General features: G+C 45.1%; 16 protein-coding genes and 2 pseudogenes. 15 read left to right on the top strand and 3 right to left on the bottom strand.

The window, feature by feature from the left end; genetic code table 11:
• The first annotated feature begins 108 nt into the window (after positions 1 to 108).
• Positions 109 to 1092 carry a DUF3187 family protein gene (locus AB4517_RS14770; RefSeq protein WP_372148530.1) on the top strand — a complete coding sequence of 328 codons (984 nt, stop codon included), beginning with the start codon at positions 109 to 111 and terminating at the stop codon, positions 1090 to 1092.
• A 118-nt stretch (positions 1093 to 1210) separates the two neighbouring features.
• Here AB4517_RS14770 and AB4517_RS14765 read toward each other — a convergent pair whose 3' ends face one another.
• Positions 1211 to 1954, bottom strand: coding sequence for a sporulation protein (locus AB4517_RS14765; protein WP_017059779.1), 744 nt, complete (start codon positions 1952 to 1954; stop codon positions 1211 to 1213).
• Positions 1955 to 2135: 181 nt separating this feature from the next.
• Between AB4517_RS14765 and hutC the strand changes: the two genes are divergently transcribed.
• The 6 genes from hutC to AB4517_RS14735 all read left to right on the top strand — a co-directional run bounded on the left by hutC (position 2136) and on the right by AB4517_RS14735 (position 9479).
• Entirely contained in the window at positions 2136 to 2849 is a 714-nt protein-coding gene (hutC, locus tag AB4517_RS14760; RefSeq protein ID WP_017059778.1) for a histidine utilization repressor, read from the top strand.
• Positions 2850 to 2962: 113 nt separating this feature from the next.
• Positions 2963 to 4213 carry an imidazolonepropionase gene (gene hutI, locus AB4517_RS14755; protein WP_372148529.1) on the top strand — a complete coding sequence of 417 codons (1251 nt, stop codon included), beginning with the start codon at positions 2963 to 2965 and terminating at the stop codon, positions 4211 to 4213.
• Positions 4200 to 5228, top strand: a complete 1029-nt coding sequence (gene hutG, locus AB4517_RS14750; protein ID WP_102393420.1) for a formimidoylglutamase — start codon at positions 4200 to 4202, stop codon at positions 5226 to 5228. The genes hutI and hutG overlap by 14 nt, the downstream gene beginning before the upstream one ends.
• A 72-nt stretch (positions 5229 to 5300) precedes the next feature.
• Positions 5301 to 6995, top strand: coding sequence for a urocanate hydratase (gene hutU / locus AB4517_RS14745; protein WP_017063597.1), 1695 nt, complete (start codon positions 5301 to 5303; stop codon positions 6993 to 6995).
• 14 nt (positions 6996 to 7009) lie between these two features.
• The gene (gene hutH / locus AB4517_RS14740) at positions 7010 to 8542 is read left to right on the top strand and encodes a histidine ammonia-lyase (RefSeq protein WP_017067090.1); all 1533 of its coding nucleotides are present in this window, start codon (positions 7010 to 7012) and stop codon (positions 8540 to 8542) included.
• 211 nt (positions 8543 to 8753) lie between these two features.
• On the top strand, positions 8754 to 9479 hold the full coding sequence (locus AB4517_RS14735) for a DUF3581 domain-containing protein (RefSeq protein ID WP_016792117.1): 726 nt from the start codon (positions 8754 to 8756) through the stop codon (positions 9477 to 9479).
• A 91-nt stretch (positions 9480 to 9570) separates the two neighbouring features.
• On the opposite strand, the gene AB4517_RS14730 is transcribed toward AB4517_RS14735, so the two are convergent.
• A complete protein-coding gene (locus AB4517_RS14730; RefSeq protein WP_017066183.1) occupies positions 9571 to 10032 on the bottom strand; it encodes an isoprenylcysteine carboxylmethyltransferase family protein in 462 nt (153 codons plus the stop codon).
• 66 nt (positions 10033 to 10098) lie between these two features.
• Positions 10099 to 13134 (bottom strand): FAD-binding and (Fe-S)-binding domain-containing protein, encoded by a 3036-nt coding sequence (locus AB4517_RS14725; protein WP_372148528.1) that lies wholly within the window; start codon positions 13132 to 13134, stop codon positions 10099 to 10101.
• A 222-nt stretch (positions 13135 to 13356) separates the two neighbouring features.
• On the opposite strand from AB4517_RS14725, the gene AB4517_RS14720 reads away from it, so the two are divergent.
• From AB4517_RS14720 to AB4517_RS14685, 8 genes and pseudogenes are all read left to right on the top strand, one after another.
• On the top strand, positions 13357 to 14040 hold the full coding sequence (locus AB4517_RS14720; protein WP_017059770.1) for a DUF3334 family protein: 684 nt from the start codon (positions 13357 to 13359) through the stop codon (positions 14038 to 14040).
• A gap of 209 nt (positions 14041 to 14249) precedes the next feature.
• Complete coding sequence (locus tag AB4517_RS14715; protein ID WP_017059769.1) at positions 14250 to 14939, top strand: DUF2786 domain-containing protein; 690 nt, start codon at positions 14250 to 14252, stop codon at positions 14937 to 14939.
• A 99-nt stretch (positions 14940 to 15038) separates the two neighbouring features.
• Positions 15039 to 15704 (top strand): OmpA family protein, encoded by a 666-nt coding sequence (locus AB4517_RS14710; RefSeq protein ID WP_372057009.1) that lies wholly within the window; start codon positions 15039 to 15041, stop codon positions 15702 to 15704.
• Between the two features lie 157 nt (positions 15705 to 15861).
• Positions 15862 to 16429, top strand: a pseudogene (locus AB4517_RS14705) (tetratricopeptide repeat protein); the annotation flags it as partial.
• Positions 16430 to 16509: 80 nt separating this feature from the next.
• A pseudogene (locus AB4517_RS14700) lies at positions 16510 to 16947 on the top strand (hypothetical protein); the annotation flags it as partial.
• 165 nt (positions 16948 to 17112) lie between these two features.
• On the top strand, positions 17113 to 17301 hold the full coding sequence (locus AB4517_RS14695; RefSeq protein WP_017070242.1) for a hypothetical protein: 189 nt from the start codon (positions 17113 to 17115) through the stop codon (positions 17299 to 17301).
• Between the two features lie 329 nt (positions 17302 to 17630).
• A complete protein-coding gene (locus AB4517_RS14690) occupies positions 17631 to 18038 on the top strand; it encodes a SulA-like leucine-rich domain-containing protein (RefSeq protein WP_017055178.1) in 408 nt (135 codons plus the stop codon).
• A gap of 311 nt (positions 18039 to 18349) precedes the next feature.
• Entirely contained in the window at positions 18350 to 19453 is a 1104-nt protein-coding gene (locus AB4517_RS14685) for a phosphoribosylaminoimidazolesuccinocarboxamide synthase (protein WP_017055177.1), read from the top strand.
• Positions 19454 to 19624 lie beyond the last annotated feature (171 nt).

The following is a 19624-nucleotide window of genomic DNA, read 5'->3' as shown; positions in this document are numbered from 1 at the left end:
TCATTAATCTACAGTGCCTTTGAGCACCGTGGTCTTCATCTCTCTACTTTTAAAACTCACCTTTCGAACTAAGCTATAGATAAGTGACGGAATACGGATGAGGTGCATATGGAGAGACAGGCTACTTTTATATCGTTAATACCCTCTTTGCCGTTAATCATAACTGCTGCTATTTACACTCCAGCGGCTTGGGCCAATAAAGATTACGGCCCCTTAATCAGTTATACCCAAGCACCACTGCAGTCGGTTCGCCTCACCCCGTCGCTCCGTTCAGGCTTCCCTCTTGAAGAGAATAAGGTTGAAGTATTTACAGCCTTAACTGCTGCGAGTATCTGGGCTAACTCCCACGGCTATCACTTAGACTATTATCAAAACCAACTTCAAACAGGCCTGCGATGGCAATTGACTACAGCGTGGCAAGTAGAGCTCAATTACCGCTGGTTATACGCCGCCAATAATCATCTCGACAAAATCACCATTAACTTTCACGACCTATTTAGCATCGACCAAGCAGGTCGAGATCAGAAAGAGAGACACCAATTCGACATCTATGCACCAGACCATGGCGTCAATAATCGAGACTTCTCCGGCGACACATTGACTAGCGCTTTCACGCTCTACACCCAATATCAGATCATAGATATAGAAAACCATGGCTTATCTTTTGGCGTCTCCCTTTATCATAACAAAGTCAGCCACGGTGCATTTAAGGGAAACAGCACCGAACAAAGCGCTCAACTCAATTATGCATACCAACTCGACATCAATACCTTCTATACAAGCTTAGGATTAGCGAATCAGTCCAGTAGAGAAGTGGAGAATAGCTTTTCACATAAAAAAACGACATGGTCATGGATGGGAGGATATCAACTCACGCTATTTGAAAATCATGAGTTACACCTAGAGTATCGTTGGTATGAAGGCGCAGAAGACGGTGAAACTGAGTTTTCAGAAGCCGCGAATGAAATGATGTTTGGCTATCGCTATCTCATGCAACGCTCGGCAATTGAGATATCCATAATCGAGAACATTTTCAATATGGACAACTCCACCGATGTTGCTTTTCAATTGGCCTATCGGCACCAGTGGTAAACCCATTTCAGGACGGGGCAGATAGTAGAATCAAAAAAGCCGAATGGTTAAGTTCGGCTTGAAAAGTTGTATTGTCTCTATTAATTAATAGACAGAGCGACTGCTAACAGAGAGGGAACTACGCACTCATGATTCTTGATACAGCGTTGCGAATGTCTGAGTCGGCCGCATTAGCAGGCAAGCTGAATGAGATGTATTGGTCGCCACGGAAGCTCATTGAGCGATCGATTTCTGCTAGGCAGTGAACCATTGAACCTTCAACGATGAATGACAGCTCGATCTCTTTATTATTCATGAAGCCGCCGCTGCGAAACTCAATCTCTTGGTAACAGCCCGAACGAGAAGCAAAGCTGTTGCCTTTTAAGAAGCCCTTCTCTACGTCTGCTTTCACCATTGCCATACCTGATGCTTCCACGCCTCGGATGATTTTAGCCACTGTTGGCAATGGGTGTACGGAGATAAAGTCACGGTCTTTAGGGTCAATCGCGAAGCCTATATCTAGGTTGGTTTCAACCCACACATGGCATTGGTTCATTTGTGCGTTCAACGCGGTGACTGGCGTTTCATCATTTAACTTAAGACGGAATGGAACCAGTTTGGTTTCGTCCGGTTGGATAACGAAAGGCTCTACGGCTTGAATACGACCCAGTGAAAAGGTTTCGTAGCTGGTGCTATCTTCCGTTTCTACTTTTACTTCTGTGTTGAGAACCAAGTTGATCAGGTCGATTTGTTGCTCAACGTCACCACCAACAATGTGAACATTGCCAGACAACTCTCCACCTTGGAAAACTTCAATATTATCTAAGACAGTATCAACCTTTGCTGCACCGATGCCCAACGAGGCCTTTAATTTCTTAAACATATTATTTCCCTTTCTAATTATCTGATTTACGAATAGTTATTGCGTGACAATTTGCGACACTTGCCTCACAGAATCAAGCAATTTGCCCCATCTATGTTGAATAAGGTCACATTGCCCGAGGAAATGTTGAAATCGTGAAAAATTCCGTTACTCTATTTGTATAGTCAAATAAGGTTTCATTATGTCGAAAGCACCGCTCTACCTTCAGATAAAACAGTTCATAGATGACAAGATCAGCAGTGGTCATTGGCCGGTGGGTTACCAAATCACCACAGAACTCGAACTTACCGAGCAGTTCAATGTGAGTCGAATGACGGTCAATAAAGCCATTCGAGATCTTGTGTCTGAAGGCAAGCTCATCAGGAAACCAAGACTGGGGACTTTTGTTTGTGAACCCGACGAAAAAGCGCAATCTCCGTTGCTTGATATCAACAACATAGCGCAAGAGATCAAAGACCGAGGCCAAACGTATACTAGCCAAGTTATCAAGCACGATAGTATCAAGGCTGATGAAAGCACGGCTACACGGTTAGGTGTGATGATTAACGCAGAAGTGTTCTATAGTGAAATCATACACTTTGCGGACAACGCACCGATTCAATTGGAAGCGCGCTGGGTGAACTCTCAAGCCGCTCCAAAATACCTAGAGCAAGACTTTTCAACCTCTACGCCCAACGAATACCTTTCAAAAAGCTGCCCGTTAAGTGCTATCGAGCACACGGTTGAAGCCATTATTCCAGATTCTCAAATCAGAACGTCACTAAAGCTATCTGAATCAGAACCTTGCCTTCTTTTGAATAGAAGAACATGGAGCAAAGAACGCCTCATCAGCTTTGCATTGCTCTACCATCCTGGCTCTAAGTACAAATTAAGCTCCAAGATACTTCTAGATTAAAGAACATCATCCTGATCGCCGATCACATTTTTGCAACATCAACTTGATTCGGGTCAGCGTTTAGCCTATTTATTTGTATATACATTTAATGTTTAGCAAAGATCTAGGTGATTATGAATTTGATCCTCAAAAACGCACGAGTGGTCTCCATGAGCTCGGGAGCCGATGGTTATCAGCCTTCTTCCCCTCAAGATATCGTTATCGAAGACGGTAAAATCGTGTCCATCTCTTGTTCAAACCATGAGGCTCAGGCTTCTGAGGTAGAGCAACCGAGCACTGATGGCTCTGCGGATTACATCACCTATGATTGCAAAAACAAGCTCGTTACCCCAGGTCTGATTGATTGCCACACTCACCTTGTATTTGCAGGTAATCGCGCCAACGAGTTTGAACAGCGTTTGAATGGTGTGTCCTACACCGACATTGCCAAGCAAGGCGGTGGTATTTTAGCGACAGTAACCGCGACCCGCGCAGCACAAGAATCCGAGCTGGTTGAAATGGCGTTGCCTAGGCTCGACGGCCTACTAAGAAGTGGCGTAACCAGCATCGAAGTAAAATCTGGCTATGGTTTAACACTTGAAGACGAACTCAAGATGTTACGCGCAGCTAAAGCGTTAGAGAATCATCGCCGAATTAAGATCACCACTACTCTCCTTGCAGCGCATGCTGTGCCACCCGAATATAAAGAACAACCCGATAGCTACATTGATCTGGTTTGCCAAGAGATCATTCCTAAAGCTGCGGGGCAAGGGCTCGCCGATGCCGTTGACGTGTTCTGCGAATCTATCGGCTTCAACTTAGAACAAACCGAACGTGTATTTGCAGCTGCCAAAGCACATGGGCTAGCGATTAAAGGTCACACTGAACAACTTTCAAATATGGGCGGCAGTGCGCTCGCAGCTAAATACGGTGCACTCTCTGTCGACCATGTTGAATACCTTGATGAAACCGGAGTAAAAGCACTGGCAGAATCAGGCACAGTCGCCACCTTATTACCCGGGGCTTTCTACTTCTTGAAAGAGACTCAACAGCCACCTATTACTTTACTTCGTGAACACAAAATCCCAATGGCGATCGCGACCGACCTAAACCCCGGCACATCTCCCTTTGCAGACTTAACGCTGATGATGAACATGAGCTGCACCCTGTTTGGTACGACGCCTGAAGAAGCGCTACGCGGTGTAACTTGTAACGCGGCGGCTGCCATTGGTGAGTCACAAACCAAAGGCAAAGTCGAAATCGGTTATGCCGCAGATTTGGCTATCTGGAACATCGACCACCCTGCAGATCTAAGCTATCAAGTCGGTGTTCCTCACCTGCATAAACGCATTGTTAATGGCGAGGTGTGTCATGACTCAATCTAAATCCAACGGTATCCAAGAGAACGCAACAACCGTGCATAACTTTGTGTGGACCGGACGTAATGATCTTGAAGATGGCGCACTCGGTACTCGCGTTCATCACATTACCAAGCAAGTGCAAAGTAGTGAGTTAAGTGACAAGCTGACTGACGGTGATATCGCCTTGGTAGGCTTTGCCAGCGATGCCGGTGTTGCAAGAAATAAAGGACGCGTGGGCGCGAAACAAGCACCTAACTTGATACGCCAAGCGTTGGCGAATATGGCTTGGCACAGTGACGCACACATCGCCGATCTTGGTGATATCGAGTGCAATGATGGTCAATTAGAAGTCAGCCAAAAACAGTGTGCTTCTGTGATTGCCAATGCCTTAGCAACCAACAAAGTGATTACCCTTGGCGGTGGTCACGAGGTGGCTTGGGCAACGTTCCAAGGTCTCGCTGAGCACCTAAATAAAATTCAATCAGAACACAATCCTAAGATCGGCATCGTTAATTTTGATGCTCACTTTGATCTTCGTGAATTTGAAAGCGACATCACCGATGTTAAACCGAGCTCCGGCACGCCTTTTAACCAGATCAGTGATTACTGCCACGCACATCAATGGCCGTTTCATTACGCTTGTCTTGGTGTGAGTGCCGCCAGCAATACCAAAGCGCTGTTTAACAAAGCTGACCAACTGGGCGTGTGGTATGAACACGACCGCAACATGACCCAAGTGAATCAAGTCGCTCAACTGATCAAGTTACAAAAATTCATCGTTGAGTGTGATTATCTCTATCTCACCATTGATCTCGATGTTTTCCCCGCAGCTACTGCGCCGGGCGTAAGTGCACCAGCGGCAAGAGGCGTGAGCTATGAAGCGCTTGCTCCTTTTCTAGAACAGATTTTCCAACACAGTGAAAAACTCATTATCGCGGACATAGCGGAATACAACCCAGACTACGACGTCGATGGCCAAACGGCTCGATTAGCGGCTCGTTTATGTTGGGATATTGCCAGTGCAATGGCCAGCGACTAATCCAGCTATACCGATAACTACAACTACAACTACAACTACAACGATATAACGTGAAACAGAAGGAATTCCAAAATGACGGAACACCACAACAGTGACCCTCGTCTCGACACGACTCGCGAAATTCGCGCACCTCATGGCACCACTTTGCGCGCAAAATCTTGGTTAACAGAAGCACCCCTTCGTATGCTAATGAACAACCTAGATCCTGATGTGGCAGAACACCCACATGCACTGGTTGTGTATGGCGGTATTGGTCGTGCAGCACGTGATTGGAAATGTTACGACAAGATTGTTGAAGTATTAGAGCGTTTAGAGGACGACCAAACGTTACTTGTTCAATCCGGTAAACCTGTGGGCGTGTTCCCGACTCATAAAAACGCACCTCGCGTACTGATCGCTAACTCGAACCTTGTTCCACACTGGGCGAACTGGGAACACTTCAACGAGCTCGATAAAGAAGGCTTGATGATGTACGGCCAAATGACCGCGGGCAGCTGGATCTACATTGGTTCACAAGGCATCGTTCAAGGTACTTACGAAACCTTTGTCGCTATCGCGAAGAAGCACTTCCAAGGTGAAGCAAACGGCAAGTGGGTTCTAACGGGCGGTCTTGGTGGAATGGGCGGCGCTCAACCTCTTGCTGCAACGATGGCTGGCTTCTCAATGATCGCAGTGGAGTGTGATGAATCACGAATCGACTACCGCTTGCGTACTGGCTATGTAGACAAAAAAGCCACCAGCTTAGATGAAGCGATGGCAATGATTAAAGAGTCAGACACGCCAATCTCTGTTGGCTTATTAGGTAACGCCGCAGACGTCTTCCCAGAGTTAGTTGAACGCAATATCACACCTGATGTGGTGACTGACCAAACCTCTGCCCACGATCCTCTTAACGGCTACTTGCCGCAAGGTTGGACGATGGAGAAAGCCGCACAAGAGCGCTCCATTGATGAAGCAAAAGTGGTGAAAGCCGCTAAGCAATCTATGGCGATTCAAGTACAAGCGATGTTAGACCTGCAATACCGCGGCGCAGCGACCGTGGATTACGGTAATAACATTCGCCAAATGGCACTGGAAGAAGGCGTAGAAAACGCGTTTGATTTCCCAGGTTTCGTTCCGGCTTATATTCGACCTTTATTCTGCGAAGGTATTGGTCCTTTCCGTTGGGCGGCACTATCTGGTGACCCAGAAGACATCTACAAAACAGACCAAAAAGTAAAAGAACTGATTCCAGACAACCCACATCTACATAACTGGCTAGATATGGCACGTGAACGCATTCAGTTCCAAGGCCTACCAGCTCGTATTTGTTGGGTTGGCTTGAAAGATCGTGAACGTTTAGGCCAAGCCTTCAATGAAATGGTTAAGAATGGCGAACTGAAAGCACCGGTTGTTATCGGTCGTGACCACCTAGATTCAGGTTCAGTAGCAAGCCCGAACCGCGAAACAGAAGGCATGATGGATGGATCAGATGCAGTATCAGATTGGCCTCTATTGAATGCCCTTCTGAACACAGCGGGCGGCGCAACTTGGGTTTCTTTGCACCACGGTGGTGGCGTTGGTATGGGCTTCTCACAACACTCAGGCATGGTGATTTGTTGTGACGGCAGTGAAGATGCATCACAGCGTATTGCTCGCGTACTTCACAATGATCCAGCAACCGGCGTAATGCGTCATGCTGATGCGGGTTACGATATTGCCAAGCAGTGTGCTAAAGAGCAGAAGCTTGATTTACCTATGCTAAACGAAGAACTTCGTCGCCTTTAATGTCTGGAGAGAACATGTTGAACTTATTACTTAAACCAGGACTTCTTGGCCTATCTGAACTGCGTAAAATCAGCCGTAGCCCTGTGAACCTATCGCTGGATCCTGCTGCAATCCCTGATATTGAAGCGAGCATGCAGGTTGTCGAGCAAGTGATTGCTGAAGATCGCACTGTATATGGCATCAACACGGGTTTTGGCTTATTAGCAAACACCAAGATTGCGCCTGAAGATCTCGAAGTTCTACAGAAAAGTATCGTACTTTCTCACGCTGCGGGCATTGGCAAGTTCATGTCTGATGAAACCGTACGCTTGATGATGGTATTGAAGATTAACAGCTTGTCTCGCGGTTACTCAGGTATTCGCCTCAAAGTCATTAATGCCCTTATCGATCTTGTGAACGCACAGGTTTACCCGTGTGTTCCACAAAAAGGATCAGTAGGCGCATCTGGAGATCTTGCTCCCCTCGCCCACATGAGTACCGTTCTGCTAGGTGAAGGCCAAGCACGCCACAACGGCAAGATCATCACTGGCTTAGAAGCAATGCAGATCGCAGGTCTTGAACCAATCACACTTGCGCCGAAAGAAGGCTTAGCGCTGTTAAACGGCACACAAGCATCGACTGCCTTTGCATTAGAAGGTCTGTTCGCAGCGGAAGACTTGTTTGCGTCTGCAACCGTATGTGGTGCAATGTCTGTTGAAGCTGCACTGGGTAGTCGTCGTCCGTTTGACCCTCGAATTCATCGCGTTCGTGGTCATCGTGGTCAAATGGATGCCGCGCTTGCTTACCGTCACATGCTTGATCAAAAGAGTGAAATTGGTGAGTCACACACTTGCTGTGAAAAGGTTCAAGACCCTTACTCGCTGCGTTGTCAGCCTCAAGTGATGGGGGCGTGTTTACAGCAAATTCGTAATTCAGCAGAAACGTTAAACGTTGAAGCGAACTCGGTATCGGATAACCCACTGGTATTTGCTGAAGACGGCGACATTATTTCAGGTGGTAACTTCCACGCAGAACCTGTGGCAATGGCAGCGGATAACCTAGCACTTGCGATTGCAGAAATTGGTAGCCTTTCTGAACGAAGAATGGCACTGCTGATTGATAGCGCACTAAGCAAACTTCCACCTTTCTTAGTCGATAACGGCGGCGTTAACTCAGGCTTTATGATTGCTCAAGTAACGTCTGCTGCTCTGGCAAGCGAGAATAAAACACTGGCACACCCAGCTTCAGTAGACAGCCTTCCAACATCGGCAAACCAAGAAGATCATGTATCTATGGCAACCTTTGCGGGTCGTCGACTGCGTGACATGGCAGAAAACACCCGTGGCATCTTGGCTGTTGAATACTTAGCAGCAGCACAAGGCTTGGATTTTAGAGCACCAAATCTCTCTTCTCCTCGAGTAGAAGAAGCAAAACAGATACTGCGCGAGAAAGTCAGCTTCTACGACAAAGACCGTTACTTCTCACCTGATATCGAGCAAGCAAATCTACTGCTCAAATTATCAGTGCATAACCATCTAATGCCAGAAGGCCTACTGTGTAGCTTCTAAGGTTTGGCGAAATAGCACGTCATATAAACAAGGGCTATTAATTAGCCCTTGTTGCATTGAGCCAAAGGCCATATCTCCCTTGAAATCGTCACATACCATCCAACGTATTTATCTAATTGACTGATATATAAGCAAAGTTAACTGGATAGACCATTAGAACGAAGTTAGTTAGCTATAATCCACCCCAGATTTGATGACTAATAGCGATACTATGTTTCTGACACCTTACTTTTCTACTGAAGACAATCAATTTCAATTCACTCGTGAACAAGCTAGCCACTTTGCTAAAAAAGTAGCTGCTGACTTCAACCCAATTCACGATGAAGACAACAAGCGCTTCTGCGTGCCTGGCGATCTTTTGTTTGCAGTTCTTCTGCAGAAAGAAGGCATCAGCCAAAAAATGCGTTTTGATTTTTCAGGTATGGTGGGTAACGGTATTGCGCTTAGCGTTGACAACAAATGTGAGAAAGAAAGCTCACTGGTTGACGAGAAAGGCAAAGAGTACCTACACATGTCTTGTGAAGGTGAAAAGAGCCACGACCAAGCATTCATCGAGCACGTGGTAACAAACTACGTTAAGTTCTCTGGCATGAACTTCCCACACATCATGGTTCCTCTTATGGAAGAACAACAAATGATGATCAACTGCCAACGTCCTCTAGTGATTTACGAGAGCATGGAAGTTGAATTTACTCGCCTAGACCTGTCTCACCCAGAAGTTGAATTCTCTGGCGCGACTTTTGATGTTGAAGGCAAACGTGGCATCGTGACCCTGAACTTCGATTTCAAAGAAGACGGCGAAGTAGTAGGTAAAGGCGTGAAGCGTATGGTAGCAAGTGGCCTTAAGCCATACGACCAAGCTTCTGTAGACGACCTAGTAAACCGCTTCAACGAACGCAAAGAGATGTTTCTAGCTCAGTTCACAGCAGCTGCTTAATCAGCTCTAGAACAAGATCAATAAAGCCCAGCTTGATAATCTCAAGCTGGGCTTTTTTATTTCGATTACTAAGCCAGCACTCAAATCATCACTAAATCCAGCGTCTAACCTTTTGTTTGTAATCAACATATTCTGCGCCGAATAATTGTTCTAGTGCTCGCTCTTCGGGTTTGATTTGGAAGTAATTCATGTAGATTACGAAGCCAAAGCTAAGTAGTACACTGAAGATATTCTGGAAGAAGTAGCCAAAGCAAAATAGCAGGATGAACAACCCTAAGTACATTGGGTTTCGCGTGTAGCCAAAAATTCCACTGTCCACGACGGCTGAAGCGGTTTCGACTTTGATCGGGTTAACGGTGGTTTTCTGTTTTCGAAATTCCAATATACCGGATATTCCGATCACACCACTCAATGTGACTCCGATTCCTAACACAATCATTCCATAAGGCAATGCCAGTGTCCCTTGGCTCAACTGTTGAGCGCAGAAGTATGATGCTACGAATACAATAATGAACAGTGCAACGGGTGGTACTTTTAATTCTAGAAATTTCATACTTTTCCTTATTAACATTCCTTTGTTAGTTTAGAAAAAAGCCCAGCAATTGCTGGGCTAAATGTATTAGAGAATTTTTGCTAGCGCCTGTAATGGGTGAGCAAGCTTCTCACCTTCAAAACGCTTCACTTGGCTGCGGCAAGAATAGCCCGTCACCAAGCAACGATCTTTTGGTAAGTCCTGCATTTGAGGCTTCCAGCTTAAACCATATATGTCTTTCGACATTTGTAGCTTATCGACTTCGTGGCCGAAAGTTCCCGCCATACCACAACAGCCGACAGGAACGCTGGTTAACGCCGCCCCAAAGTGTTTGAAGATAGTACCCCACTCTTTTTCAGCGTTCGGCATTTTGGTTTTCTCAGTACAGTGAGCAAACAAGTACCACATATCTTCACTTGCTGAGCGTGCTTCGAACTCACCTAGCGATGGCATTAACCATTCATGCACAGTAAGTACATCAAAGTCGCCGCGCTTGTCACCTAAGATCTCGACGTATTCATCGCGGTAACAAAGCACAAGAGCAGGATCAACACCGACCAAAGGAATTCCGATATCCGCCACCATCGACAAGAAATCCGAAGTCGATTTCGCCTCACGTGCAAAACGATTTAAGAAGCCCTTGATGTGCAACGCTTTACCATTCGGTTTGAACGGCAGCAGTACCGGAGTTTTGCCAAGTTTTTGAGCCAGAGTGACAAAGTCTTCAATCACCTCGGCATCATAGAAGCTGGTAAACGGGTCTTGAACGATCAGCACATGCTGTTTCTTCTGTTCAGAAGACAAGCCTTCTAAATACTGTAAATCGAAGAGTTGCAGCTCTTTACTCGCTAGACGATTTTTGAGCGTAGGCACCGACATCAATGGTGCATCAACATAACCGACCGTTTTAGCTGTTGCCGTTTGGATCCACTTTTGACCCAATGCAGCGTTGACTACTTTTGGCGCTTTCGCCATCAGCGGCAGCATGGTTTCAATGTTGGCAACTAGATAATCTTTTGCAGGGCGCTGGTAACGCGAGTAGTAGATGTTCAAGAATCGAGAACGGAAACTTGGTACATCGACTTTGATCGGACATTGACTCGCACACGCTTTACACGCCAAACAACCGTTCATCGCCTCATGAACTTCATGCGAGAAATCGTACTCATGGCGTTTGTTCATCGTATTGCGAACACGCTCAATCATAGTCTTAACGGGTGTGTTGTCTTTCAACGCTTCTTGCTCAAGGTCGAGAATATCAACGCCTTGTTCAGTCAGTTGACGCAACCACTCTCTTACCAAGCCTGCGCGGCCTTTGGGTGAGTGACGTCGGTCAGCCGTAACTTTCATTGAAGGACACATTGGCGAGCTAGTATCGTAGTTGAAACACAAGCCGTTACCGTTACATTCCATTGCTTGCTTGAAGCTGTCACGAACTTGTACGTCGATCTGACGGTCGTAGAAACCACGCTTGGTATCGGTGACTTTCACCAATTCAGCGTCACTTTCTAAAGGCGTACAGATCTTGCCTGGGTTCATCTTGTTGTGCGGGTCGAATGCTGCTTTAATACGTCTTAATTCGGTAAACAGCTCTTCACCAAAGAAGTCTGGGCCATACTCAGAACGGAAACCTTTACCGTGCTCGCCCCACATTAAACCGCCGTATTTCGTCACCAGCTTAACCACTTCATCAGAGACTTCATGCATCAATGCTTCTTGCATCGGGTCACACAGATCCAATGCTGGACGAACGTGTAATACGCCCGCGTCAACGTGACCAAACATGCCGTAATTCAACTCTTTTGAATCGAGTAACACTCTAAATTCAGAGATGAAATCCGCGAGGTTTTCTGGTGGTACACAAGTATCTTCAGCAAAAGCGACTGGCTTAGCTCGGCCTTTCGCCGCACCTAACAGACCCACTGCTTTCTTACGCATGTTGTAGATTCGGCCAATGCTCGCCAAATCGCTACAAACTTGAAAACCAATCACGCCGGCTTCTTCGCTTTCAACCATGGTTTCAAGGCGTGCAGTCAGCGCTTGAACTTGCTGTTCAACTTCCGCTTCATCTTGGCCTGCAAACTCAACCATGTTGATGCCAAGCATCTCTTTGTTCGGAACATCAGTCAGCAAATCGCTCACGGTGTGCCAAACGATGTCTTGCTTCGCTAGGTTCAATACTCTTGAATCTACCGTTTCAACAGACAGTGCTTTCGCTTCCACCATGAACGGCGCATTACGCAGCGCAGAATCAAACGTGTTGTATTTCACGTTAACCAGTGTGCGCGCTTTTGGAATCTTGGTTAGGTTTAACTTTGCTTCCGTGATGAATGCTAAAGAACCTTCAGCGCCACATAGAACGCGAGTTAGGTCAAAGCTGTCATCTTGTTCGTTGATTGCATTCTTTAGGTCATAGCCTGTTAAGAAGCGATTCAGCGGAGGGAATTTATCTAAGATTTGAGCGCGTTTGTCTCGACAAACCGCCTCTGTCACCGCAAGTGCATGGTGAGCGAATTCACCCTCTACAGGTAAGCCGCGTGATAAATCAGATTCTAGACATGAACCATCTGCGAACACCGCTTGCAGCGACAATACATGGTCAGACGTTTTGCCGTACTTCAATGACCCTTGGCCCGAAGCATCGGTATTGATCATGCCACCCAAGGTTGCTCGGTTACTGGTTGATAGATCAGGAGAGAAAAAGTAACCATAAGGGCGAACAGCGTCGTTCAATTGATCTTTAACGACACCAGACTGAACTCTTACCCAGCCCTCTTTCTCGTTAATCTCAAGAACCTTATTCATGTATCGCGACAGGTCAACCACGACACCTTTTGTTAAAGATTGTCCGTTGGTTCCGGTACCGCCGCCACGAGGGGAAAAAGTCACGCGTTCGTAAGCGGATTTAGAAACCACTTTACCGATAAGCACAACGTCTTGCGTTGTTTTAGGAAGGATGACCGCCTGCGGCAATTGCTGATAGACACTATTATCAGTCGCCACAGCCAAACGGCTAGAATATTGAGATTCAATGTCGCCAGTAAAGCCCGCTGTTTTTAGTTCATCTAAAAAGCGTACGACAACTGGATCGACATCAGCATTGAGTTGAAGTCTTGGTAACATTTGCTTCCTGCCCCTACTTCGCTGATCCTATCAGCATTGGGTTATCTGAGATTTATAATAATTTTCTTTGAATTTCGTCACTTTACTACTATTAAGATCATATAAAAAGGTGATCAAATCAGAATCTCAGTGCAAGAATGGAGAAATAGTCACTTTCGTCTTAATTCAGTAACAATATACTGAATAACATTTTGTTTAAGACATCTCCACGAGCACATCACAATGAAAAAAAACAAAACAGTCACAACTGAAGATATCCTTCTTAAACTATGCCAATCAGTCTCAAGCGTACTGACTTCAGCGACGGCTTCTCAGGTGTCCTATTCAGCCATGGTTCAAAAGATCAACAAGACAAGCCTAAAGCCAGATTTTGGTTGCTTCGTTCTGTTTGACGGCGGCTTTTCTGGTCTCGTTGTTATTAATTTTACGTCCAAAGCAGCGCTAGAGATCTACACCAATTACATGCGCAATATGGGCATGCCTGAAAACGAGCTTGCTGTGCTTCATACTTCAGACGAAGTGGGTGATGTATTGGGTGAGTTGATGAACCAATTAGTTGGCGATTTCACCAATAAAATCCGCAAAGAGCTGCAAACCAACATCACACAAAACCAACCGAAAATGCTGGCTCTGAACAAGCAAGTTAACCTTTCTGTTGATACCAATCTCGACCGTCCACAAGCTCGTCGTGTGACCTTCTCTACCGCTAATAACAACATCTTCTACCTTGAGCTTGCGATGGATAAGACTGAGTTCATTCAATTAGAAGAATTTGAAATCGCAGAAGACGAATGTCCAGATAGCATTCTTGAGGCGACTCAGAAAAAAATGCAAGAAGCGAACAAGCCAGCTCAAAGCTCTGGCAATGATTCTGCGGCAGATCTACTCGATGAACTGGGTATCTAGTTTACGAATGCTCTAGACATATTGAAAAAACGTGTCACTAACGCCATCAATACGCTTGATGGCGTTTTTGTTTTTACCGCCAACTGGGCTCATGCAGTTCAATGTTCACCGCCTTCCTTGTTCATCAAACCAGTTTTGCCTTTCTGTTACCCGCGAAAACATGTAAAATGTTGGACTTTTAAAAATTTGCGGTACTGATTAAATTGTCGATGGATAAGAAAAAAGCCCTAAAGAAAATTGCCAAGTGTCTTGAGCTTGGAAATTCTGCGAACGTCAATGAAGCTGCCAATGCGATAAAAATGGCGCATAACTTGATGCTGAAATATGGTCTCGAAAAAGACGATATTGAATTTATCAAGATGGGGAAAACTCAGTCCAGTCACCTGTTACCTGCAAATATCAGTTCTACACTGCTGCGTGTTATTCGCGGTATCAACACCAAATTTGGCGTAGAAGCCGTATTGCTGAATCATAAAGGCCTCAAGCGTGTTGAGTTCATTGGTGAAGCCGACCGCGCGATCTTCGCAGCGTTCGCTTTCGATATCATTTATCGTGAACTGAATGAACACACCGGCCAATTCAGAAATAGCTTTGCTGGCTCTGGCACAGGGTCCTTAGAAGTGACACGCCGCGTGAACTCGTTTGTTTCAGGCTGGGTTGAAGGTGCGCTTGAAAAGCTACCAACCATTACTCCCGACGACGAATCAAACAACAAGATCAATAACTACATTGATAAAGAGTTCAAAAATATCGACCGTGAAACGTTCAAGCAGCAACTGAGAGAAGCGATGAAAAACCTCACCGCCGATTATGAAGTTGGTTTGAAGAAAGGTCGTAAATTGTCTGTTAATCGACCAGTTGGCGGTACCCAGGCAGCTAAAAAGATAACTAAATCATAGAGCCACTTTACATTGCTTCGACGTATTGATAAAAACCATCAATAAGATTTACAGGACTATGTTTGTCACTCGGATTCATTCGTTTGACAGAAGTACATGATGGAGAAATACGTTAAAAAAATCACACTAGCCCTAGCGCTTACTATCGCTTTAACGGGTTGTCAGGCAACTCAACGCCAAAACGCGACAACTGGCGAATCTGAGGCTAACTCTGCAACTCAAGGCGCTCTAATTGGTGCACTCGCTGGTGCCGTTGCTGGTGCTGCAACTGGTGACTCTAAAGACCGTGGTAAACGTGCACTTATTGGTGCTGCCGGTGGCGCCGCTGTTGGTGGTATTGGTTACTACTTTGACCGACAAGAAGCTGCCCTTCGTGAAGAGCTAATGAATTCAGGCGTTCAAGTTGAACGTGTCGGTGAGAACCAACTTCTACTTCGCCTAGAAAACGGCATCGGTTTTGATTCTGGCTCTTACGCTTTGGAATCAAGCATTCACAATACCCTTCGCGGCGTTGCTCGCATCCTAGTTGAATACCCAGACACTAGCCTAGTGATTGAAGGTCACACTGACAGCGAATCGACGAACCAAATCCTTTCTGAGCGTCGAGCTGAATCTGTTCGTGCATTCTTGATCTCTCAAGACGTTGCTGCAGGTCGTGCTATTGCTCGTGGTAACGGTGAGCGCTACCCTCTATGTGACAATAACACCTCTCAAGGTCGTGCTTGTAACCGTCGCGTAGAAATTCAAATCTTGCCGCTTAAGTAGCACGATTAAAGCCCAGTCCATCTTTATCTATTGAATTAACCTCTATATAGTTGTTTATCAGTTATGTTACTCATTTAACGTGATAATAATAATCAACGACCATAAAGCGTATTCATACTGACATATCGATTCTGGGCTTTTTTACGAGACTTATCTTTTGCTGATCCTATCCAACATTCTGTCATCATCATTTCTTAGAACACTATTTCTAGCCCTCATCTTTTCCACGATTCAACTGTCCACCACACATTTCGTGCACGCAGCAAGCAGTGATGAATTTTCACTAGAATCACAACCTCAAGATCCAGTTTCTCAATACCAATTGGCTCAAGCTTATGAATCGGGTGTCGACGTTCCTGTTAGCACCAGTGATGCATTGTATTGGTACACGCAGTCAGCAGAAAACGGCAACCCAAACGCGCAATTTAGACTGGGTGAATGGTACTTGGCAGGTACAGGTGTTGAACAAAGTAACAAGCTTGCTTTGGAATGGTTTATTAAAGCGGCGTTGCAAGGTAACCAGCGCGCACCTATCGAGGTAGCAAAACTCTACGAATCCTCGCTAGAACAAGACCTCCTTCAACCATTAGATAAAGCGCAGCTATGGTATGAAGCAGCCTTAAAAGATAATCCACAAGCAGAAGAGGGCTACAACCGCATTTTGGAAGCACAATTCAACCAGCAACGTGCAAAACAGATCTCTTCAATAGAACAGCTCGATGACAGCATCGACTCTGAAATAGACACCAGTCAGGGGGTATCTAAGCACGTTCAATCTAACCAAGCATCACGCTCTAACCTCTCCAGTTCTAACCTAACTAGCTCTGACTATATGATTGGTGCTGCGTTGGCCGTGTTGATTTCAATCATCAGCATTATTGCGACGCTCGTTATCTCAAGAAAAAGACAAGCTCTAAAGTCGGGTGATTCGCGACAGCAACAACAATCACTTGAAGCGCAGCTTAGCTCGAAGGACCTTACGATTAAGCAGCAAAAACGCCAGCTGAACACTATGTTCCACGAATTGAAGAAGCAGAAAAACAGCAAAGGTCTGAGTAATTTGCAGGTGGCCTGCGCGCTATTTGGCTACACACCTAGCTCAATCCCCGACCAGAAAAGCATCAAGATCCGATACAAACAGCTATCAAAGATCTACCATCCAGATGGTCACGGATGTGACGAAGAAATGAAACGTTTGAACAATGCGCTAAAAACCATTTTACAAAATGTTACAAAACCGTAAACAAACACACATCTTCATTTTCCTAGATCTCAAAGATATCGATTTTATTGGTGTTGCAATCGATCCCCCTCTCAAAAACGGGTAACAAACTATTAACTAATGGGTCTTACTTGTGTCATAATTTGCGCCGAAAATACACCTGACTTAAACAGGTGAGGAGAGAATATGTTCACAATAGAAGGCGTTTGTGATTGGTGCAAAAAGCCAAGCCTAGTTAAAAAGCACGACTACCTAGATGGTAAGTGTCATCATGCATGTAACGAGTGCAATGATATTGCAACCATTGATGTTCGCCAGTTCAATATTGGTGAAATTGAAATGAGAGCAAAACTCTCCCAAGCGACATTGAGATAAGCAACACCGTGAAATATAAGAAAGCGCCTAAGGCGCTTTTTTTGTGCCTGTGGTTTTAGATCTTCTTTGTTCTCTCTTCTATACAGGTATATACAGTACTTTTCTGCAAAAACCAGTGTATACACCTGTATAAAGCTCACATTTATTCAACTTATGATACAAAACAGCAGATTCATTCAAATTTAATTTATCGAATACTTTCAATGATTTAATCATTTACCATCCATAACCTCAGACGAAATCGTCCAATAATCCCGCAAAAAACGCTTGATCTTATAAGTAACTAAAACTACTGTATACACATACAGCATGTATATAAGGACAGCAAAATGATTCAAGCACACGTTAAAGCACAACACTCTAGCCCGCTAGTTCACTGCGCATTTACATCAGTTTCTCGTAAAAGCAAAAATTCAAACGAGGAAGCGTTGTTTGCAAGAATGGCGTTGCTGTCCAATCAACATCAGTGGTTACTGTTTACGGCTCAAACACCAAGACCATCGGCTAAGCAGCTTAAGCAACATAATGTTTGCTGCGACCGCGTTATTCATATGAAAGCCTCTCATCAAATGACTGAGGTAGAGACTGTCGAGAAAGCAATCCGCTCTAAGAATGCGAGCGCGATTGTTGCAAGTGCATCGATTGATCAGTTCAGCCAACAGTACCTAAGAACATTAGGGTTACGCTTTCAATGTGAAGTCTTCTTTATGGATGCAAATTCAGAGCGTATTCACTAAGCCACCTTGCTTAATAACATTTTGGCTCAAAAACATGGTCCACAAACATAGCTTAATCTTTTAGCTAACAAACTTAATTTAACTTAAGAAACAATTCGCCAAAACACAGTCCAAACATACTGCCTTCCCCTGCCCTACAATTCGCCCATTTTTTAGCGGATTGTTAGGCGGGGGTTTTTATTTAAACAACAGATTTAGCAATCGTTTGCTTTTTCTCTGGAAGCAAATAGTAGATTGGGTATAATGCCCGTCTAATCATGTGCACACCGCACTTCTCTGTATGACGTTTGATAAAAGATAGGAATGTCTAAATGAGCCTTGCTGATCAAGTTCTTGCCGTAAATGATGACCTACCAATCCGTACTGATAAACCTGTCCACAGTGGCAAGGTTCGTTCGGTCTACTGGTTAACTGAAGAAGATAGCCAACGACTAATTAAAGAGAAAGGCTACGATGTAGCACCAGATGCGCCTTTAGCAATCATGGTGATCAGTGACCGTATCTCTGCATTTGATTGTATCTGGCGTGGTGAAGGGAATCTTAAAGGTGTTCCAGGTAAGGGAGCGGCTCTGAATGCTATCTCTAACCACTGGTTCAAATTGTTTAAAGACAACGGACTTGCTGACAGTCATATTCTTGATATCCCTCACCCGTTCGTATGGATTGTACAAAAAGCTCGCCCAGTCATGATCGAAGCGATTTGTCGTCAATACATCACTGGTTCAATGTGGCGTGCATACGCAAACGGCGAACGTGAATTCTGTGGTATCGAGATGCCTGAAGGCCTTGAGAAAGACAAGAAGTTGCCTGAGCTACTGATCACGCCTTCAACAAAAGGGATTCTGAAAGGTATTCCTGGCGTTCCAGAAGCTGACGATGTGAACATCACACGCAACAACATCGAAGATAACTTCGCAGCATTCAACTTTACTCAAGCAAGCGACATCGCGCATTACGAAAAACTTCTTAAAGAAGGCTTCAACGTAATCAGCCAAGCGCTAGCAAAAGTAGACCAAACCTTTGTTGATACCAAATTTGAGTTTGGCTACGTCAACGATGCTCAAGGCAAAGAAAAGCTTATCTACATGGACGAAGTCGGTACTCCAGATTCATCTCGCATTTGGGATACTCAGGAATATAACAACGGCAACATCGTTGAGAATTCAAAAGAAGGCTTCCGTCAGTTCTTGCTTAACTACTTCCCTGATGCCGACATTCTTTTGAATAAAGAGCGTATGCCAGAACGTGAAGCATTGGCTCGTGACAATGAACTTCCACTGGATTCACTAATGTCTCTGTCTCGCACTTACCTTGATATCGCAGCGAAAATCACAGGTGCGGAGATCGTACTGAGCGAAAATCCGAAGCAAGAGATCATCGATGTACTGCGCGCTGACTATGGTCTAATCGACTAGTCGCTTAATCTCAAAATAAAAAGCTCGAAAGCTAATAAGCTCGTAGACTCAAGTTTTAGATACTAAAAGGGCCTCAATATTTGAGGCCCTTTTTACGTGTACGTTTTTACTATTCCTCGAGAGAGATTATAGGCGAGCTGAAGTTACAGCTTAATCGTGAACTCTTCTCCA

Origin of the sequence: Vibrio sp. 10N.222.52.C3, assembly GCF_041474195.1 — a bacterium.
Taxonomy (GTDB): domain Bacteria; phylum Pseudomonadota; class Gammaproteobacteria; order Enterobacterales; family Vibrionaceae; genus Vibrio; species Vibrio crassostreae_C.
The sequence above is the reverse complement of the archived record's forward strand: the minus strand, read 5'-3'. Positions and strand labels throughout refer to the sequence as shown.